Raw genomic sequence first — 18401 nt, 5'->3', positions numbered from 1 at the left:
TCCCACCCACTTGATGGGGTAAGGCTCCCAGTAGACGACTGGGTTGATAGGCCAGATATGGAAGCCGGGTGACCGGTGGAGTTGACTGGTACTAATAGGCCGAGGGCTTGTCCTCAGTTGCTCGCGTTCACTGTGTTGGTTCTGAAGTAACGACCATGTGCTGACCCGTACTATATGGGTTGGGCTGGTTTGTTTTCTTCATAGTGTTTCGGTGGTCATTGCGTTAGGGAAACGCCCGGTTACATTCCGAACCCGGAAGCTAAGCCTTTCAGCGCCGATGGTACTGCAGGGGGGACCCTGTGGGAGAGTAGGACGCCGCCGAACAATCATTGAAAAGCCCCGGACGGAACCATTGGTTCCGTCCGGGGCTTTTTGTTGTATCCAGGACCCCGTGCCGAGCCGCCCGGACCTACCGGTAAGGTCATGAGGCATCCATCGACACACCGTTCCCACAGGAGGCTCCCGGGTGGAGGTCCAGGAGACACGCGTCCAGACCAACCGCGTGCTCACCATCCCGAACATCCTCAGCGCCGCGCGTCTGGTCGGCGTTCCGCTTTTCCTGTGGCTGATCCTCAGGCCCGAGTTCGGCGGGCCGAAGAGTGACGAATGGGCACTCGTCGTGCTCGCGCTCAGCGGGGTGAGCGACTATCTGGACGGGAAGCTGGCCCGCCGCTGGAATCAGGTCAGCAGCCTCGGCCGGATCCTGGATCCGGCGGCCGACCGCCTCTACATTCTGTCTACACTCGTCGGCCTGACCTGGCGTGACATCCTGCCGATCTGGCTGACCGCGGTGCTCCTCGCGCGGGAGCTGGTGCTGCTGGTCATGGTCGGCATCCTGCGCCGCCACGGCTATCCGCCGCCCCAGGTCAACTTCCTCGGCAAGGCGGCGACCTTCAACCTGATGTACGCCTTCCCGCTGCTCCTTCTGAGTGATGGAAGTGGCCCACTTCACACAATCGCTGCTATTTTCGGATGGGCCTTCGCAGGATGGGGTACAACCCTCTATTGGTGGGCAGGAGTCCTCTACGTGGTTCAGGTCCGCCGACTCGTGAAGGCGGACGCCGCGGCCGACTGAGCTCGCTGATGTGCCGGCCCGTAGCGGCGGGGCGCTCGTAATGCGATAGGTATGTGGGCCATCGGGGCGCGTCAGTCGGCATGACCGTCGTCTCTTCAAGGAGGACGCTTCCGACATGAAGGCCGTCGTGATGGCGGGAGGCGAGGGAACTCGCCTGCGCCCGATGACCTCGACCATGCCCAAGCCGCTGCTGCCGGTGGCGAACCGGCCGATCATGGAGCACGTGCTGCGGCTGCTCAAGAGGCATGGTCTGTGCGAGACCGTGGTGACCGTCCAGTTCCTCGCATCGCTGGTCAAGAACTACTTCGGTGACGGCGAGGAGCTCGGTATGGAGCTCACGTACGCCAATGAGGAAAAGCCACTCGGCACCGCCGGCAGCGTCAAAAACGCGGAGGAGGCACTCAAGGACGATGCCTTTCTCGTGATTTCGGGCGATGCCCTGACGGACTTCGACCTCACCGAGCTGATCAATTTCCACAAGGAGAAGGGCGCGCTGGTCACGGTCTGTCTGACCCGTGTGCCCAATCCCCTGGAGTTCGGCATCACCATCGTCGACGAGGGCGGCCGGGTCGAGCGCTTCCTGGAGAAGCCCACCTGGGGCCAGGTCTTCTCCGACACGGTGAACACCGGCATCTATGTGATGGAGCCGGAGGTCTTCGACTATGTCGAGCCCGATGTGCCCGTCGACTGGTCCGGTGATGTCTTCCCGCAGCTCATGAAGGAAGGCAAGCCGATTTACGGCTATGTCGCCGAGGGCTACTGGGAGGACGTCGGCACCCACGAGAGCTATGTGAAGGCCCAGGCCGATGTGCTGGAGGGCAAGGTCGACGTCGAGATCGACGGCTTCGAGATCTCCCCCGGGGTGTGGGTCGCCGAGGGTGCCGAGGTCCATCAGGACGCCGTGCTGCGCGGCCCGCTCTACATCGGCGACTACGCGAAGGTGGAGGCGGACGCGGAAATCCGCGAGCACACCGTCGTGGGGTCGAACGTCGTCGTGAAGAGCGGAGCCTTCCTGCACAGAGCCGTGGTCCACGACAATGTGTACGTGGGCCAGCAGGCCAATCTGCGCGGCTGCGTCATCGGAAAGAACACCGACGTCATGCGGGCCGCCCGGATCGAGGACGGCGCGGTCATCGGCGACGAGTGCCTGATCGGCGAGGAATCGATCGTCCAGGGCAATGTCCGGGTGTACCCCTTCAAGACGATCGAGGCGGGCGCCTTCGTCAACACCTCGGTCATCTGGGAGTCGCGCGGCCAGGCCCACCTCTTCGGCGCCCGCGGCGTGTCCGGGATCCTGAACGTGGAGATCACCCCGGAGCTGGCCGTGCGGCTCGCCGGCGCCTATGCCACCACCCTCAAGAAGGGCTCGACGGTCACCACCGCCCGTGACCACTCCCGTGGTGCGCGGGCGCTCAAGCGGGCTGTGATCTCGGCCCTCCAGACCAGTGCCATCGACGTCCGGGACCTGGAGAACGTGCCGCTGCCCGTGGCGCGCGAGCAGACCGCCCGGGGCAGCGCCGGCGGCATCATGATCCGTACCTCGCCCGGCGTGCCCGACTCCGTCGACATCATGTTCTTCGACGAGCGCGGCGCCGACCTGTCGGCCGCCCGGCAGCGGAAGCTGGACCGGGTGTACGCGCGCCAGGAGTACCGGAGGGCCTTCCCCGGCGAGATCGGCGACCTGTCCTTCCCGTCCAGCGTCTTCGACTCGTACACCGGCTCCCTGCTGCGCGCCGTGGACACCAGCGGCATCGCCGAGTCGGGCCTCAAGGTCGTCGTGGACGCGTCCAACGGCAGCGCGGGGCTGGTTCTGCCCAGCCTGCTCGGCCGGCTCGGGGTCGACGCGCTGACCATCAATCCCGGGCTGAACGAATCACGGCCCACCGAGACCGCGGAGGCGCGCCGCTCGGGCCTGGTACGGCTCGGGGAGATCGTCGCCTCGGCCCGCGCGGCGTTCGGCGTGCGCTTCGACCCGGTGGGCGAGCGGCTGTCGCTGGTGGACGAGCGCGGGCGCATCGTCGAGGACGACCGGGCCCTGCTGGTCATGCTGGATCTGGTGGCCGCGGAGCGTCGCAGCGGGCGCGTGGCGCTGCCGGTGACCACCACCCGCATCGCCGAGCAGGTGGCCGCGTACCACGGCACCCAGGTGGAGTGGACCACCACCGCGGCCGACGACCTCACCCGGGTCGCCAGGGCGGAGGGCACCATCTTCGGCGGGGACGGGCGCGGCGGGTTCATCATCCCCGAGTTCAGCAGCGTCTTCGACGGCACGGCCGCCTTCGTGCGGCTGATCGGCCTGGTGGCCCGCACCCAGCTCACCCTCAGCCAGATCGACGCCCGGATTCCGCGCGCCCATGTGCTGCGCCGCGATCTGGCCACCCCCTGGGCGGTCAAGGGCCTGGTCATGCGCCGCGTGGTGGAGGCGGCGGGCGACCGCTCGGTGGACACCACCGACGGCGTGCGCGTGGTCGAGGCCGACGGGCGCTGGGTCATGGTGCTGCCCGATCCGGCGGAGGCGGTCACCCATCTGTGGGCGGAGGGTCCGGACGACGCGTCGGCGCAGACGCTGCTGGACGAGTGGTCCGCCGTGGTGGAGAGCGCCGGACGCTGACCCGATCCCCCTGGTGGGGCGCGGCCGAGCGGCCGCGGAGAGCACGCGGGGGCGCGGCCGCCGACGGCCCGGATCCGGCTCGCCGGTGGGGCCATTCGGCGGCCGCGCCCCCGACGTGCGACGATGTGCGGCATGCCGCAGCAGCCCCCCGTTCGGAGCACAGCTCCGCCGCGCCCCCGTCCGCGTCTCGACGCGTCCATGTCGCTGCTGACCAATGTGATGGACCACAGCCTCGACGACGGATACGCCGAGGCGGCCGCGCGGCACGGCACGGAGGGCCGGCGCGGCCTGCCGCGCACGCTGCGCGGCAGGCTGGTGGTGGCCGCGGGACTGGTGCTGGTCGCGGGCATCGTGACCATCGGCGCCGTCGAGGCCCGGATATCGGCGCCGACGCTGGCCAAGGAGCGGGAGAAGCTGATCGACCGCATCGAGACGGGAAACTCGAACGCGGACGACCTCCAGAAGAGCGTGGACAGGCTCCGCAAGGAGGTCGGGGACAGGCAGCGGCAGGCGCTGGAGAAGCACGGCGGGGACAAGGGGGAGCTGGTCGCGCTGCTGTCCGGGGCGACCGAGGTGAAGGGCCCGGGGGTCAAGCTGGTCGTCGACGACGCCAAGCAGGCGGACGAGGGCGGCGGCGGGCCGCGCGAGAGCTCCAACTTCTCGGACACCGGCCGGGTGCGCGACCGCGACATGCAGCGGGTCGTGAACGGGCTGTGGGAGTCGGGCGCGGAGGCCGTCTCGATCAACGGGCAGCGGCTGACCGCCCTCTCGGCGATCAGGGCCGCGGGAGACGCCATACTGGTCGACAACAAGCCGCTGGCGCCGCCGTACACGGTGCTCGCGGTGGGGGACGGACGGCGGCTGAGCACGGCCTTCCAGGACAGTGCCGACGGACAGTACCTGCATGTGCTGCACGAGAACTACGGCATCCGCACCAGCATCTCCGCCGAGGACGAGGTGCTGCTCCCGGCCGCGCCGAGTCTGATCGTACGAACCGCAGAACCGATAGCCGGTGGCCCCGGGAAGGGCGGCACCGACACAGGGAAGGGCACATCGTGATCGCCGTACTGGGCCTCGTCGTGGGAGTCGTGGTCGGACTCGTGGTCCGACCCGTGGTGCCGACGGTGGTCGAGCCCTATCTGCCGATCGCCGTCGTGGCCGCGCTGGACGCGGTGTTCGGCGGCTTCCGGGCGATGCTCGACGGGATCTTCGACGACAAGGTCTTCGTGGTCTCGTTCCTGTCCAATGTGGTGGTCGCCGCGCTGATCGTCTTCCTCGGCGACAAGCTCGGGGTCGGGGCCCAGCTGTCCACCGGCGTGGTGGTCGTCCTCGGCATCCGGATCTTCTCCAACGCCGCCGCCATCCGCCGCCATGTCTTCCGGGCGTGAGCCGATGACGACCGACCAGACCCCGGCCGAGCCCGGGAAGCCGACCGACGAGACCTTGAGCGGACCCGGCGAGGCGGCCGTAGACGGGCCTGAGGACGCCGGGGGGAGCGCGGAGGCCGCGGAGGCCCCGCGGCCGTCCACCGGCCGCCAGCGGCTGGTGAACGGCCTGTGGCCGCCCCGGCTGACCCGGGCTCAACTCATCGTCGCGCTCCTGCTGTTCGGGCTGGGCCTCGGCCTGGCCATCCAGGTGCGCTCGACCAATGAGAGCAGCGTGCTGCGCGGCGCCCGGCAGGAGGACCTGGTGCGCATCCTCGACGAGCTGGACAACCGCACCGAGCGGCTCCACGAGGAGAAGCAGCGGCTGGAGAAGCAGCAGACCGAGTTGGAGAACAGCTCGGACCAGGCCGAGGAGGCCCGTAAGCAGACGGCCCAGAAGGAGCGGCAGCTCGCCGTGCTCGCGGGCACGGTCGCCGCGCAGGGACCGGGCATCACCATGAAGATCGACGCGTCGGGGAGCGCCGTGGAGTCGGACATGCTGCTCGACGCGGTGCAGGAACTGCGCGCCGCCGGTGCCGAGGCGATCCAGATCGGCAAGGTGCGGGTGATCGCCAGTACGTACTTCTCGGACGTCGGCGGCGCGGTGGAAATCGATGGACGGAAAGTGACACAGCCGTACGTGATCAAGGTCATCGGCAAGCCGGAGGACTTGGAGCCGGCCCTGAACATTCCGGGCGGAGTGGTGCAGAGCCTGGAGAAGGAGCAGGCCACCGTGTCCATCGAGCGTTCGGAGAAGATCGTCGTCGACGCCTTGCGGTCGGCGAAGCGGCCTGACTACGCTCGGTCGTCATCGCGGTGAGGCGGTTCGGTATGGGAGTCTCGCGGCGAGACGATGAGGACGCGGGGGGTCGGCGCACCGGAAGAGTCGCGCGTGATGGAAACTGTCTGGTGGTCACGGACGTTGTGAGGATGTCCGGACCGTCTGGTGTGTGCATCGAGGGTTTGCCCTGCCCCACGGGCGGGTCTGTTTCAGTCAAGGGGAATCGCCCGTGAAGTTGTTCGGGAAGTTGTTCGGCAAGAGCGCACGCCAGGACGGCGGCAGCAGCACCGCTCGCCACCGCGCCCCGCGTGCCGCGGAGGAGAGCGGGGTGAGTGAGGAGCGTCCGCTGTTCCGGGACCAGGTCGGTGGTCAGGGCGGCGGAATTCCGGGTGGTCAGGGCGCGTCTTCTGTTGACCCTGCCGCATCCGGACGCATAGGTTTCGGGGAACCGTCGACCGCGAACACGGGCGGAGGGTTCGGCTTGCCTGTCTGTCCCAGGTGCGGGCACCAAAACGCGGAAGCCAGCCGGTTCTGCTCCAACTGCGGCGCGCCGCTGCGGGGCCAGGCGCCTTCCGAGCGCGCCTCGGAGACGACGTCGACCATCTCGATCTCCGGGCTGGAGGCCTACGACTCCGAGGTGACCGGGCAGACTCCGCTGCCCTCGCTCTCCCCGGAGGCCCAGGCGGCCGTCGACGCGCTGCCCCCGGGGTCGGCGCTGCTGGTGGTCCGCCGCGGTCCGAACTCCGGCAGCCGCTTCCTGCTGGACAGCGATGTGACCACGGCCGGCCGTCACCCGCAGAGCGACATCTTCCTGGACGACGTGACGGTCTCGCGTCGCCATGTGGAGTTCCGGCGCGGCCAGGACGGCTCCTTCACCGTCGCGGACGTCGGCAGCCTGAACGGGACGTACCTCAACCGGGAGCCGATCGACTCGGCCATCCTGACCAGCGGCGACGAGGTGCAGATCGGCAAGTACCGGATGGTCTTCTACCCGAGCCAGCGAGGCTTCGGCATCTGACCCGCCAGGGGAGGTCCATGCGTCAGACACCGTCGGGCGGTGCCGGCACCGGCACCGCCCCCGCGGGCGGCCGGCCGATGAGCATCGGCACCGTGCTGCGTCTGCTGCGGGATGAATTCCCCGAGGTCACCGTCTCCAAGATCCGTTTTCTGGAGGCCGAGGGCCTGGTCGAGCCGTGCCGCTCGCCCTCCGGCTGTCGCAAATTCAGCCCGGAGGACGTGGAGCGGCTCGGCCATGTCCTGCGCATGCAGCGCGACCACTACCTGCCACTGAAGGTCATTCGGGAGCATCTGGACGCCCTGGAGCGGGGAGAGCGGCCCCGGCTCCCCGCCACGGCCCCGGGCCCCCGGCCGCCCGCCTCGGGCGAGGAGGGGCCGGAGGGCGCCCCGGAGCGCCGCACCGCCCCCCGGGTGGGCCGGGCCGAGCTGCTGGCCGCCACCGGGCTCGCCGAGGCCGAGCTGGCCGCGTGGGAGTCGTACGGCCTGCTCGCGCCGGATCCGGACGGCGGTTACGGCATCGAGGCGGTGACGGTCGTCAGGCTCCTCGCGGACCTGGGTCGTTTCGGTCTGGAACCACGTCATTTGCGGATCATGAAAGCCGCCGCGGAGCGTGAGGCGGGACTGCTCGAGCAGGTGGTCGCACCCCTGCGGGGACACCGAAATCCGCAGACCAGAGCCCATGCGGAGGCCAGCGCCCAGGAGCTCGCCGAGCTGTCCGTACGGCTTCACGCGGCCTTCGTGCAGTCCGCATTGCGGGTCGGTTCCCGGTGACCGGCCAGGCCCCGACTATCCAAACCGGCCGGGCACGTCCTAGGGTTGCTGTGTGAACGAGCTCGACGTCGTGGGTGTCCGGGTGGAGATGCCCTCCAACCAACCGATCGTGCTCCTGCGCGAGGTAGGAGGCGACCGCTACCTCCCCATTTGGATCGGCCCCGGGGAGGCGACCGCGATCGCCTTCGCCCAGCAGGGCATGGCTCCGGCGCGCCCGCTGACCCACGACCTCTTCAAGGACGTGCTCGACGCGGTCGGCCAGCAGCTCACCGAGGTCCGGATCACGGACCTGCGCGAAGGCGTCTTCTACGCGGAACTGGTGTTCGCCAGCGGGGTGGAGGTCAGTGCGCGGCCGTCCGACGCCATAGCTCTGGCGCTGCGCACCGGCACGCCGATCTACGGCAGTGACGGCGTGCTGGACGACGCGGGGATCGCCATCCCGGACGAGCAGGAGGACGAGGTGGAGAAGTTCCGCGAGTTCCTCGACCAGATCTCGCCCGAGGACTTCGGCACCAGCAGCCAGTGAGCACCAGCAGCCGGTGAGCGGGCGCCGCGGTGAGCCGATGGGCCGAGCCGCCGATGAGCTGCGCCATACGCCGGTTCTCGCCAGCGCATTCGAGTAGCCTTTCCCCGCAGAGGGACACGGGAAACCACCCTTAGGGTGATTATCACTCGGCGTGCCGAGTGTGGCGATCGTTGACGCACCCCGGGTGACTGCCTACCGTCGAGAAGGCAGGTCGAGGACGGAGGTCGGCGTGAGAAGCAGCGGCGACGGCACGGCGGCAGGCGGTCCGTACGCGCTCCAGGGGAGCGCACCGGCCGAACCGGCACTGAAGGCTCGGGTCGCGGCACAGGCCGCGCCGAGGGAAGGCGCTTCGGCGAAGCCCGAGAAGGTGGGATACCGCGGGCCGACCGCGTGCGCCGCCGCCGGCATCACCTACCGCCAGCTGGACTACTGGGCGCGCACCGGGCTGGTGGAGCCGAGCGTCCGGCCCGCGTACGGCTCGGGCAGCCAGCGGCTGTACAGCTTCCGGGACGTCGTCGTCCTCAAGATCGTCAAGCGGCTCCTGGACACCGGCGTGTCCCTGCAGAACATCCGGGCCGCCGTCCAGCACCTGCGCTCCCGCGGCCTCGACGACCTCGCCCAGATGACGCTGATGAGCGACGGTGCGACGGTCTACGAGTGCACCTCGCCCGACGAGGTGGTGGACCTCCTCCAAGGCGGCCAGGGCGTCTTCGGGATCGCGGTGGGCGTGGTGTGGCGGGACGTGGAGAGCGCTCTGGCCCAGCTGCACGGCGAGCGGGTGGACACCGGCGAGACGCTGGTGGGGCACAACCCCGAGGACGAGCTCGCGCGGCGCCGCAACCGGGCGGGCTGAACCGCCCTGGGGTCTGTCGTCAAAGGGGGAGCCCTGCGCGCGCGAGCCGGAGCGCGCCGCGGCCGGGCCCTCGGCTGAACGGCCCACCGGCCGGGCCGCCCGATTGTCAGTGGCATGCGGCAGCATCTGTAGGTGTGAGGGGTGTGCCGACGATCCTGCATCTGGACATGGACGCCTTCTTCGCCGCGGCGGAGCAGGCGGCCAAGCCCAGCCTGCGCGGCAAGCCCGTGATCGTCGGCGGTCTGGGGCCGCGCGGCGTGGTCTCCACGGCCTCCTACGAGGCGCGGGTGTTCGGGGTCCGTTCGGCCATGGCGATGGCCCAGGCCCGCCGCCTGTGTCCGAACGCGGCGTACCTCGCCCCCCGCTTCGCCGTGTACCGCCAGGTGAGCGACATCGTCATGGGGCTGCTGGGCGCGCTGTCCCCGCTGGTGGAGCCCCTGAGCCTGGACGAGGCGTTCGTGGATCTGGAGGCCGGCGGTGTCCCGGCCTCCCCCGAGGCGGCGCGGGCCGTGGGGGAGCGGCTGCGGGCGGACATCGCGGCCGCCACCGGGCTGACCGGCTCGGTGGGCCTGGCCGGTTCCAAGATGCTCGCCAAGATCGCCTCCGAGCAGGCCAAGCCCGATGGGCTGGTGCTCATCGAGCCGGGCACCGAATGGGAGCTGCTGGGGCCGATGTCGGTGCGCACCCTCCCGGGGGTGGGCCCGGCCACCGCGGAGGCGCTGCGCCGGGCGGGGATCCACACCGTCGCCGAGACCCGGGAGGCGGGGGAGGAGGAGCTGGTGCGGCTGCTGGGCAAGGCCCATGGCGCCTCGCTGTACGCGATGGCCTGCGGGCGGGACGACCGGCCGGTCGTCGCCGAGCGGGACGCCAAGTCCGTGTCGGTGGAGGACACCTTCGACGTCGACCTCACCGACCGCACCCGGGTGCAGGTGGAGGTGGCGCGGCTGGCCGACCGGTGTGTGCGGCGGCTGCGCGAGGCCGGCCGCTCGGGGCGCACGGTCGTGCTCAAGGTGCGGCGTTACGACTTCTCCACGCTGACCAGGTCCGAGACGCTGCGCGGACCGACGGACGACCCGGCGGTGGTGCGGGAGGCCGCGGCGCGGCTGCTCGAGGGGGTGGACACCACGGCGGGCGTGCGGCTGCTGGGGGTGGGCGTGAGCGGCCTGGCGGACTACACCCAGGAGGACCTCTTCGCCCAGGCCGCGCAGGCCGCCCACGAGGCCGAGGAGGCCCAGGAGGTGACGGAGGGGGCGGGGGAGGCCGGAGGGGCGCCGGAGGCCCTCCCGGCGGCCCTGGAGGAGGGCGGTGAGGACGTCGCCCGGCCCCGCCGCTGGCTGCCCGGCGCCGATGTGCGACACGCCGAGTACGGGGCGGGGTGGGTGCAGGGCAGCGGGGTCGGCCGGGTGACCGTGCGGTTCGAGGACCCCTGGTCGGCGCCGGGCCGGGTGAGGACCTTCGCGGTCGACGACCCGGCGCTGGAGCCGTCGGAGCCGCTGCCGCTGGTGCGCCCCGAGCCCGCCGCCGGCCCGGACGAAAGCCCCGCCATCCCGGACGAAAGCCCCGGCCACGACCGGGACCAGGCTCATGACCAGCACCAGGCTCACGCCCCGGACCCCGGCCATGACCACGGCCCCGGCCACGACCCGGGCCGGGCTCACGACCCGGCCCAGGCCCACGACCGGGACCGCGGGCGGGCTCAGCCGCTCACATCGAGCCCGTAGTGGTGGTAGAGCTGCAGCTCCTGCTCGGGCGACAGATGGCGGCCGACGCCGAAGTCCGGCGCGTCCTTGATCAGCGCCCGCTCGTACGGCACCCGCAGCGTGTCGCCGACGATCTCGCTCGGTTCCAGCGGCACGAACACATCCCGGCTGAACAGCCCGGTGCGTACGGCCGCCCACTCCGGCTCGCCGGTCGCGTCGTCGAGGTAGACCTCGTCCACCGTGCCGATCTTCGTGCCATCGCGGTCGAAGGCCTTGCGGCCGATGAGGGTCCGCGGATCGATGTCGGTCTGCACACTCTCTCCCACAGGTGGCCATTCTTCCGTGACTTCCCGTGATTCCTACGAAAAGCCACAACGCCGCGCGCGTCCACTCGAGCGCTCTCCGAAAGATCCCGCCGACAGGCTCGCTGGTAGGCTGACTGTGGCTGCAGACCCCGTGCGGGAGAGTCCTCCGCCGACGTCGTCGGAGGCGCCGAAGGAGCAAATCCTCCCCGGAATCTCTCAGGCACACGTACCGCGCGGGTGAGGTCACTCTGGAAAGCAGGGTGGGCCACGGGCGAGCACGGCTCCGGGACCCCTCCTCACCGACGGTGAAAGCCGGACCGCCGCCCGCGGACCGGTGAAGCTCTCAGGTCGAGATGACAGAGGGGGAGGCCGTTCGGGCACCCGCGCCGTGGTGTCCCTCATCGGTCGTACAGACCAGGAGGCCTCGCAGATGACCGCCAACCGCACCTCACTGACCGAGCTCGAGCGCGGTACGCCATTCGAGCAGCGCCATGTGGGACCCGACGCCGAGGCGCAGGCCAAGATGCTCGCGCAGGTCGGGTTCGGCTCGCTCGACGAACTCACCCAGGCCGCCGTTCCGGACGTCATCAAGAGCACCGAGCAGCTGGGGCTGCCCCCGGCCCGCAGCGAGGCCGAGGTGCTGGCCGAGCTGCGCGGCCTCGCCGAGCGCAACCAGCTGCTCGCCCCCATGATCGGCCTGGGCTACCACGGGACCTTCACCCCTCCGGTGATCCTGCGCAATGTGCTGGAGAACCCGGCCTGGTACACGGCGTACACGCCCTACCAGCCCGAGATCTCCCAGGGCAGGCTGGAGGCGCTGCTCAACTTCCAGACGGTCGTCGCCGATCTCACCGGGCTGCCCACCGCCGGCGCCTCGCTGCTCGACGAGGCCACCGCCGCCGCCGAGGCCATGGCGCTGTCCCGGCGGGTGGGCAAGGTCAAGCAGGGCGTGTTCCTGGTCGACGCCGACGCTCTGCCGCAGACCGTCGCGGTCATCCGGACCCGGGCCGAGCCCACCGGCGTCGAGGTGGTCGTCACCGACCTCTCGCAGGGCATACCGGCCGAGGTGGCCGAGCGCGGCGTGTTCGGCGTGCTGCTCCAGTACCCCGGGGCCTCCGGCGCCGTCCGGGACCTCCGCCCGGTCATCGAGCGGGCCCATGAGCTGGGCGCCGTGGTCACCGTCGCCGCGGACCTGCTCGCCCTCACCCTGCTCACCCCGCCCGGGGAGCTGGGCGCCGACATCGCGGTCGGCAGCAGCCAGCGGTTCGGGGTGCCGATGGGCTTCGGCGGGCCGCACGCCGGCTTCATGGCCGTTCGCGAGGCCTACGCCCGCAGCCTGCCCGGCCGGCTGGTGGGCGTCTCGGTCGACGCCGACGGCGACAAGGCGTACCGCCTTGCCCTGCAGACCCGCGAGCAGCACATCCGCCGCGAGAAGGCCACCAGCAACATCTGCACCGCCCAGGTGCTGCTCGCCGTGATGGCCGGCATGTACGCCGTCTACCACGGCCCGGAGGGCCTGCGGACCATCGCCCGGCGCACCCACCGCTACGCGGCCGTGCTCGCCGAGGGGCTGCGCGCCGGGGGCGTGGAGATCGTGCACGGGGCGTTCTTCGACACCCTCACCGCCCATGTCCCGGGCCGGGCCGCCGAGGTCGTGACCGCGGCCCGCGAGGCCGGGGTCAATCTGCGCCTGACCGACGCCGACCACGTGGGCATCGCCTGCGACGAGACCACCGGACGGGCCCAGCTGGCCGCCGTGTGGTCGGCCTTCGGCGTGGACGGCGGCCTGCCGGCCATCGACGAGCTGGACGCCGCGGCGGCCGACGCGCTCCCCGCCGAGCTGCTGCGCACCGACACGTATCTGACCCACCCGGTCTTCCACCGGCACCGCTCCGAGACCGCGATGCTGCGCTACCTGCGGCGCCTGGCCGACCGCGACTACGCCCTGGACCGGGGCATGATCCCGCTCGGCTCCTGCACCATGAAGCTGAACGCCACCACCGAGATGGAGCCGGTCACCTGGCCGGAGTTCGGGGCGCTGCACCCCTTCGCGCCCGTCGAGCAGGCCCAGGGCTATCTGACGCTGATCCGCGAGCTGGAGGAGCGGCTGGCCGAGGTCACCGGCTACGACAAGGTGTCCCTGCAGCCGAACGCCGGATCGCAGGGCGAGCTGGCCGGGCTGCTGGCCGTCCGGGCCTACCACCGGGCCAACGGCGACGAGCGCCGCACCGTCTGCCTCATCCCGTCCTCCGCGCACGGCACCAACGCCGCCAGCGCCGTGATGGCGGGCATGAAGGTCGTCGTGGTCAAGACCGGCGAGGACGGCGAGGTGGACGCCGACGACCTGCGCGCCAAGATCGAGCGGTACGGCGACGAGCTGGCCGTCCTGATGGTCACCTACCCCTCCACGCACGGCGTGTTCGAGGAGCACATCGGCGAGATCTGCGCGGCCGTGCACGACGCGGGCGGCCAGGTCTACGTGGACGGCGCGAACCTCAACGCGCTGGTGGGGCTGGCCCGGCCGGGCCGGTTCGGCGGCGATGTCTCCCACCTGAACCTGCACAAGACCTTCTGCATCCCGCACGGCGGCGGCGGCCCCGGCGTGGGCCCGGTCGCGGTGCGCGAGCACCTGGCGCCGTACCTGCCCAACCACCCGCTGCAGCCCGCGGCGGGCCCGGCGACCGGGGTGGGCCCGGTCGCGGCCGCGCCCTGGGGTTCGGCGGGCATCCTGCCGATCTCGTGGGCGTACGTGCGGCTGATGGGCGCCGAGGGGCTGCGCCGGGCGACCCAGGTGGCGGTGCTCAGCGCCAACTACATCGCCAAGCGGCTGGAGCCGCACTACCCGGTGCTCTACACCGGCCCCGGCGGCCTGGTCGCCCACGAGTGCATCATCGACCTGCGGCCGCTGACCAAGGCGACCGGGGTGAGCGTCGACGATGTCGCGAAGCGGCTGGTGGACTACGGGTTCCACGCGCCCACGATGTCCTTCCCGGTCGCCGGCACGCTGATGATCGAGCCGACGGAGAGCGAGGACCTGGCGGAGCTGGACCGGTTCTGCGAGGCGATGATCGCCATCCGGGCGGAGATCGAGAAGGTCGGCTCGGGGGAGTGGCCCGAGGACGACAATCCGCTGCGGAACGCCCCGCACACGGCGGCCGCGCTGAGCGGGGAGTGGGCGCACCCCTACACCCGGTCGGAGGCGGCCTTCCCGGCCGGGGTGTCGGCGTCCGACAAGTACTGGCCCCCGGTGCGGCGGATCGACGGCGCCTTCGGCGACCGCAACCTGGTCTGCTCCTGCCCGCCGCTGGAGTCGTACGACAGCTGACCGGCACGCCCGGTCGGATACGGGGCCGGTGCGGCGCGGGCGCCGGGCCGGCCCCTTGAATCAATCTGCGGGCGGGAGGTGTCGGGCCGCTAGGCCGCGGTGACGACGCGCTCGGCGTCCAGCGGTCGGCGCGGCGCGATGACCTGCCCGTCCGGCAGCAGCTCACCGGTGTCCTCGAAGAGGAGGACGCCATTGCACAACAGGCTCCAGCCCTGCTCGGGGTGGTGCGCCACGAGATGGGCGGCCTCCCGGTCGGCGGAGTCGGCTGACGGGCACGGTGGCTGATGCTGGCACATGGAAGGGATCTCTCGCTGTGGTGTGGTGGGTTTCCTGTGGCTTGCCGCGGCAGTCATGGCCGCCCCCCGTTGGTCAGTCGGTTCGTTGCTCCCAGTGTTGCCCTACGGGCCGGTTCCCGCAGGGATTTCGCGGCACCGGTACTGCTAGATGATGACGCATTCGGGCGTGCGTCGGTTCATCATGGCGGGACTGTTACGAGCCTGCGGCGAAGCGCCCCGTGATCCCTCCTCGGATCACGGGGCGCTTCGGGCGCGGGCGGCGGCCGGCCGCGGGCGGGTCAGGCGGAGGAGCCGAGCAGGGGGGTCGGCGTCGGCGTCAGCCGCAGGGTCAGCACCGGCAGCAGGTCAGCCGCGCGGTGCGGGCGGTGGGCGGCGATCCCGGGCGGGGCGGGGGTCAGCGGCACCAGCAGGTCGGCGGCGGCGAGGTGGCCCTCGGCGGGGTCGGCGGCCGGGTCGCCGCGCAGCCACAGCGTCAGCATGTACAACTCGGGGATGGACAGCAGACGGGGCTGGTACACCGAGGGCAGCGACTCGGCCTGGCGCAGCGCCTGTTCGGCCGAGGCCACGTACGGACCTTCGGAGAAGTGGGAGAACACCCAGCCGTCGGCGGCCAGCATCGCCTCGGCGGAGGCCGCCGTACGGTCACCGTCGCGGATCAGGAACCGCCATCCGGTGAGTCGGGCGCGCGGCGGGCCGTCGGCGGCGGTGATGTCGTCCAGGACGTGGACGGGCAGGGGGAGTTCCAGCTCGAAGGGTCCGTCCAGGGAGCCGAGGACCGGGGTGCGGGCGGCGGTGGGAGAGCCAAGGGCCGTGCGGATGCTGTTCAGAGCAGGCGCTGGAGCCGGAGGGACGTGCAGCGGCATGGTGGGTCGCCTCTCACTTCGGAGACACGGTGGAGCGCTGGCGTGCCAGGTACGAATGGCGCTGGGGGTGTGCGCGGGTCAGAGGGGGCCTGAGCGAACGTCAGGGAACGGTCTCTCTGCCTCGGTTACCGAGCTTATACGACAAGTGTTCCCGTCGTGTTTCATGTACCTGTCCCCGGTATTGCGGGCAAGCACTTATCCGGTCCGCCAGGGCCCGGGCATTTTCGCCGATTCTCTGCCATATGCACGGATATGACCTGGCATTTTAACCCACGCCGGGTAGGCTTGATCTCGCCGGTGTTTTTCGTCACGACAATCCGGTGCTGTGCAGAGCCTATCGGCTGAGCCGCCCGCGCGGGGCGTTATCGATCACATTGGCTGGGCATCATCGAGCGTGATGTACGCGGCCGGCGCCGCTGATCCACTTGAGGAAGGACGCTTCGATGGGGGACAAGGTCATAGCCGGGGAGTTCGATCCGTCCGGCCGGCAGCGGCAGCGCGCGAGGCTCCGGAAGGGCCTCGAGGCGCTGGCCCGGCTCCTGGCCGAGAGGCGATTCGACCGCCCGAAGAATCTCATGGGGCTGGAGATCGAGCTGAATCTCGCGGACGCCGACGGGATGCCGAGGATGATGAACACGGAGGTTCTGGAGAGAATCGCGAGCCATGATTTCCAGACCGAACTCGGGCAGTGCAATCTTGAAGTAAACATCGTGCCCCACCGTTTGTCCGGAAGGGTTCTCGACCAGTTGGCGGAAGAGCTCAGGACCGGGTTGTCATATGCCGATCGCAAAGCCGGAGAAGTGTCCTCCGAGATCGTTATGATCGGAATTCTCCCGACCCTCGCCGCACGCGACCTGGGATCCACCAACCTCTCCTACGACGACCGCTACAAACTCCTCAACGAACAGATGCTGGCCGCCCGCGGCGAGGATTTCCTGATCGACGTCGAGGGCGAGGAGCGGTTCCGCTACGCCTCCGGCTCGATCGCCCCCGAGGCCGCCTGCACCTCCGTCCAGCTACATCTGCAGGTGACCCCCGGCCGCTTCGCGGCCGTGTGGAACGCGGCCCAGGCGGTGGCCGCCGCACAGATCGCGGTGGGCGCCAACTCCCCCTTCCTGTTCGGCCGCGAGGTGTGGCGCGAGTCCCGGCCGCCGCTGTTCCAGCAGGCCACCGACGTCCGTCCGCCGGAGTTCGCGGCCCAGGGCGTCCGCCCGCGGACCTGGTTCGGCGAGCGCTGGATCAATGACGCGTACGAGCTCTTCGAGGAGAACCTGCGCTTCTTCCCGCCGCTGCTGTCGACATCGGAGGAAGAGGACCCGCTGCGGGTGCTGGACGAGGGCGGGGTCCCGCAGCTGCACGAGCTGGTGCTGCACAACGGCACGATCTACCGCTGGAACCGCCCCGTGTACGCGGTCGCCGACGGCGTGCCGCACCTGCGGGTGGAGAACCGGGTGCTGCCCGCCGGGCCCACCGTCAGCGACGTGATCGCCAACGCCGCCTTCTACTACGGCCTGGTGCGGGCGCTCGCCGAGGAGCCGCGCCCGATCTGGAAGCGGCTGCCCTTCGAGGCCGCGGCGGCCAACTTCGACACCGCCTGCCGCGACGGCATCGACGCCGTCCTGCGGTGGCCCAAGCCGGGCGGCCGTTCCTCTTCCACGGTGAACGTCCCCGCCGTCCGGCTCGTCCAGGAGGAGCTGCTGCCGCTGGCCGCCGCCGGGCTCGACGCGTGGGGCGTCGAGCCCGCGGACCGCGACCGCTACCTGGGGATCGTCGAGCAGCGCTGCCGGCGGAAGGTCAACGGCGCGTCCTGGCAGGTCGCCGCCTACCACGAGGCGCGGGAGAGGGGGCTCGACCGGGACGGCGCGCTGGCGGCCATGACCCGCCGCTACTGCGAGCTGATGCACATCGGCGACCCCGTCCACACCTGGCCGGCCGGCTGCTCCGGCTGAGCGCGGGCCGGGGTCTCAGCGCGCGGCGGGCCCGGACCGCTTAGGGTCCTGCGTGGTGAGTGGTCCGGACCGGAACTGGAGGCAGGGGTGCAGTCACACGCGCGGGACATGGAGCTTTCCCCGCCCGGGGGCAGGCTCTCGGAACGCGGCCTGCGGCATGAGACGCTGCTGGTACTGGCCTTGTCGCTCGGCGCGAGCGGTGTGTCGGCGCTGATCAGTTTCATCGGCTCGGTCACCGCGCCCGGCGGGCTGAAGGACAAGGCGGCCACGCTCAACGCCTCCCAGGCGCCGGGCAGGCCCTGGCTCGACCTGGCCTGGCAGCTCTTCGGGATCGCCACCGCGCTGGTGCCGGTCGCGCTGGTGGCCCATCTGCTGCTGCGCGAGGGCGCCGGGCTGCGCGCCATCGGCTTCGACCGGCGGCGCCCGGTCTTCGACCTGAGCCGGGGCGCCGCGGTGGCCGCCGGGATAGGCGGCACGGGGCTGCTGCTCTATCTCGGGGCACGGGCCGCCGGGGCCAATCTGACGGTGGTGCCCGAGGCACTGCCCGACGTGTGGTGGAAGATCCCCGTGCTGATCGCCTCCGCCGTGCAGAACGCCGTGCTGGAGGAGGTGATCGTCGTCGGCTATCTGCTGCGCAGGCTCGGGCAGCTGGGCTGGACGCCGATGGCCGCGCTGGTGGCGAGCTCGGTGCTGCGCGGCTCGTACCACCTCTACCAGGGCATCGGCGGCTTCTTCGGCAACATGGCGATGGGCGTGGTGTTCGTCCTCCTCTACCGCCGCTGGGGCCGGGTCGGGCCGCTGGTCGCCGCGCACGCGCTGATCGACATCGTGGCCTTCGTCGGATACGCCGCGCTGGCGGGCCGGGTGGACTGGCTCCCCACGGCCTGACCGGCCTCCGGGAAGAA

General features: G+C 70.8%; 16 protein-coding genes, 2 rRNA genes and 2 riboswitches. Of the genes, 15 read left to right on the top strand and 3 right to left on the bottom strand.

The window, feature by feature from the left end:
• From ABFY07_RS13665 to ABFY07_RS13610, 12 genes are all read left to right on the top strand, one after another.
• A 23S ribosomal RNA gene (locus tag ABFY07_RS13665) occupies window positions 1-115 on the top strand; the annotation flags it as partial.
• A gap of 92 nt (window positions 116-207) precedes the next feature.
• Window positions 208-324: ribosomal RNA gene (gene rrf, locus ABFY07_RS13660) — 5S ribosomal RNA — on the top strand.
• 142 nt (window positions 325-466) lie between these two features.
• Window positions 467-1075, top strand: a complete 609-nt coding sequence (gene clsA / locus ABFY07_RS13655; RefSeq protein ID WP_346174744.1) for a cardiolipin synthase ClsA — start codon at window positions 467-469, stop codon at window positions 1073-1075.
• A gap of 115 nt (window positions 1076-1190) precedes the next feature.
• Window positions 1191-3686: a mannose-1-phosphate guanyltransferase gene (locus ABFY07_RS13650; RefSeq protein WP_065966733.1), complete on the top strand. Its 2496-nt coding sequence runs from the start codon at window positions 1191-1193 to the stop codon at window positions 3684-3686.
• A 132-nt stretch (window positions 3687-3818) separates the two neighbouring features.
• The gene (locus ABFY07_RS13645) at window positions 3819-4745 is read left to right on the top strand and encodes a DUF881 domain-containing protein (protein WP_346174743.1); all 927 of its coding nucleotides are present in this window, start codon (window positions 3819-3821) and stop codon (window positions 4743-4745) included.
• Window positions 4742-5074 carry a small basic family protein gene (locus ABFY07_RS13640; RefSeq protein WP_065966735.1) on the top strand — a complete coding sequence of 111 codons (333 nt, stop codon included), beginning with the start codon at window positions 4742-4744 and terminating at the stop codon, window positions 5072-5074. The genes ABFY07_RS13645 and ABFY07_RS13640 overlap by 4 nt, the downstream gene beginning before the upstream one ends.
• Before the next feature lie 4 nt (window positions 5075-5078).
• Entirely contained in the window at window positions 5079-5930 is an 852-nt protein-coding gene (locus tag ABFY07_RS13635; protein WP_346174742.1) for a DUF881 domain-containing protein, read from the top strand.
• Window positions 5931-6060: 130 nt separating this feature from the next.
• A complete protein-coding gene (locus tag ABFY07_RS13630; protein ID WP_079151262.1) occupies window positions 6061-6909 on the top strand; it encodes an FHA domain-containing protein in 849 nt (282 codons plus the stop codon).
• 17 nt (window positions 6910-6926) lie between these two features.
• Complete coding sequence (ftsR, locus tag ABFY07_RS13625) at window positions 6927-7679, top strand: transcriptional regulator FtsR (protein WP_346174741.1); 753 nt, start codon at window positions 6927-6929, stop codon at window positions 7677-7679.
• 52 nt (window positions 7680-7731) lie between these two features.
• Window positions 7732-8205, top strand: coding sequence for a bifunctional nuclease family protein (locus ABFY07_RS13620; protein ID WP_014181304.1), 474 nt, complete (start codon window positions 7732-7734; stop codon window positions 8203-8205).
• A 229-nt stretch (window positions 8206-8434) separates the two neighbouring features.
• Complete coding sequence (locus tag ABFY07_RS13615) at window positions 8435-9058, top strand: MerR family transcriptional regulator (RefSeq protein WP_346174740.1); 624 nt, start codon at window positions 8435-8437, stop codon at window positions 9056-9058.
• Between the two features lie 134 nt (window positions 9059-9192).
• Complete coding sequence (locus tag ABFY07_RS13610) at window positions 9193-10779, top strand: DNA polymerase IV (RefSeq protein ID WP_346174739.1); 1587 nt, start codon at window positions 9193-9195, stop codon at window positions 10777-10779.
• On the opposite strand, the gene ABFY07_RS13605 is transcribed toward ABFY07_RS13610, so the two are convergent.
• Window positions 10755-11084, bottom strand: coding sequence for a PRC-barrel domain-containing protein (locus tag ABFY07_RS13605; protein ID WP_170066608.1), 330 nt, complete (start codon window positions 11082-11084; stop codon window positions 10755-10757). The genes ABFY07_RS13610 and ABFY07_RS13605 overlap by 25 nt on opposite strands.
• A 123-nt stretch (window positions 11085-11207) precedes the next feature.
• Window positions 11208-11305: riboswitch (glycine riboswitch) on the top strand.
• Window position 11306: 1 nt separating this feature from the next.
• A riboswitch (glycine riboswitch) is annotated at window positions 11307-11430 on the top strand.
• 63 nt (window positions 11431-11493) lie between these two features.
• Between ABFY07_RS13605 and gcvP the strand changes: the two genes are divergently transcribed.
• On the top strand, window positions 11494-14388 hold the full coding sequence (gene gcvP, locus ABFY07_RS13600; protein ID WP_346174738.1) for an aminomethyl-transferring glycine dehydrogenase: 2895 nt from the start codon (window positions 11494-11496) through the stop codon (window positions 14386-14388).
• An 89-nt stretch (window positions 14389-14477) separates the two neighbouring features.
• On the opposite strand, the gene ABFY07_RS13595 is transcribed toward gcvP, so the two are convergent.
• Window positions 14478-14684 carry a DUF5999 family protein gene (locus ABFY07_RS13595; protein WP_065966742.1) on the bottom strand — a complete coding sequence of 69 codons (207 nt, stop codon included), beginning with the start codon at window positions 14682-14684 and terminating at the stop codon, window positions 14478-14480.
• Between the two features lie 278 nt (window positions 14685-14962).
• Window positions 14963-15547: a hypothetical protein gene (locus tag ABFY07_RS13590; protein ID WP_065966743.1), complete on the bottom strand. Its 585-nt coding sequence runs from the start codon at window positions 15545-15547 to the stop codon at window positions 14963-14965.
• Between the two features lie 443 nt (window positions 15548-15990).
• On the opposite strand from ABFY07_RS13590, the gene ABFY07_RS13585 reads away from it, so the two are divergent.
• Window positions 15991-17496, top strand: a complete 1506-nt coding sequence (locus ABFY07_RS13585) for a glutamate-cysteine ligase family protein (RefSeq protein WP_346174737.1) — start codon at window positions 15991-15993, stop codon at window positions 17494-17496.
• A 108-nt stretch (window positions 17497-17604) separates the two neighbouring features.
• Entirely contained in the window at window positions 17605-18384 is a 780-nt protein-coding gene (locus tag ABFY07_RS13580) for a CPBP family intramembrane glutamic endopeptidase (RefSeq protein WP_346174760.1), read from the top strand.
• Window positions 18385-18401 lie beyond the last annotated feature (17 nt).

This window comes from Streptomyces sparsogenes subsp. cuspidosporus (assembly GCF_039532705.1).
Taxonomy (GTDB): Bacteria; Actinomycetota; Actinomycetes; order Streptomycetales; family Streptomycetaceae; genus Streptomyces; species Streptomyces sparsogenes.
The sequence above is the reverse complement of the archived record's forward strand: the minus strand, read 5'-3'. Positions and strand labels throughout refer to the sequence as shown.

What these genes read in the sequence shown, in the direction of transcription:
- ABFY07_RS13650 (WP_065966733.1), top strand. Translation starts at nt 1,191, where the DNA reads ATGAAGGCCGTCGTGATGGCGGGAGGCGAGGGAACTCGCCTGCGCCCG.
- ABFY07_RS13645 (WP_346174743.1), top strand. Translation starts at nt 3,819, where the DNA reads ATGCCGCAGCAGCCCCCCGTTCGGAGCACAGCTCCGCCGCGCCCCCGT.
- ABFY07_RS13635 (WP_346174742.1), top strand. Translation starts at nt 5,079, where the DNA reads ATGACGACCGACCAGACCCCGGCCGAGCCCGGGAAGCCGACCGACGAG.
- ftsR (WP_346174741.1), top strand. Translation starts at nt 6,927, where the DNA reads ATGCGTCAGACACCGTCGGGCGGTGCCGGCACCGGCACCGCCCCCGCG.
- gcvP (WP_346174738.1), top strand. Translation starts at nt 11,494, where the DNA reads ATGACCGCCAACCGCACCTCACTGACCGAGCTCGAGCGCGGTACGCCA.
- ABFY07_RS13595 (WP_065966742.1), bottom strand. Translation starts at nt 14,684, where the DNA reads ATGTGCCAGCATCAGCCACCGTGCCCGTCAGCCGACTCCGCCGACCGG.
- ABFY07_RS13590 (WP_065966743.1), bottom strand. Translation starts at nt 15,547, where the DNA reads ATGCCGCTGCACGTCCCTCCGGCTCCAGCGCCTGCTCTGAACAGCATC.
- ABFY07_RS13585 (WP_346174737.1), top strand. Translation starts at nt 15,991, where the DNA reads ATGGGGGACAAGGTCATAGCCGGGGAGTTCGATCCGTCCGGCCGGCAG.
- ABFY07_RS13580 (WP_346174760.1), top strand. Translation starts at nt 17,605, where the DNA reads ATGGAGCTTTCCCCGCCCGGGGGCAGGCTCTCGGAACGCGGCCTGCGG.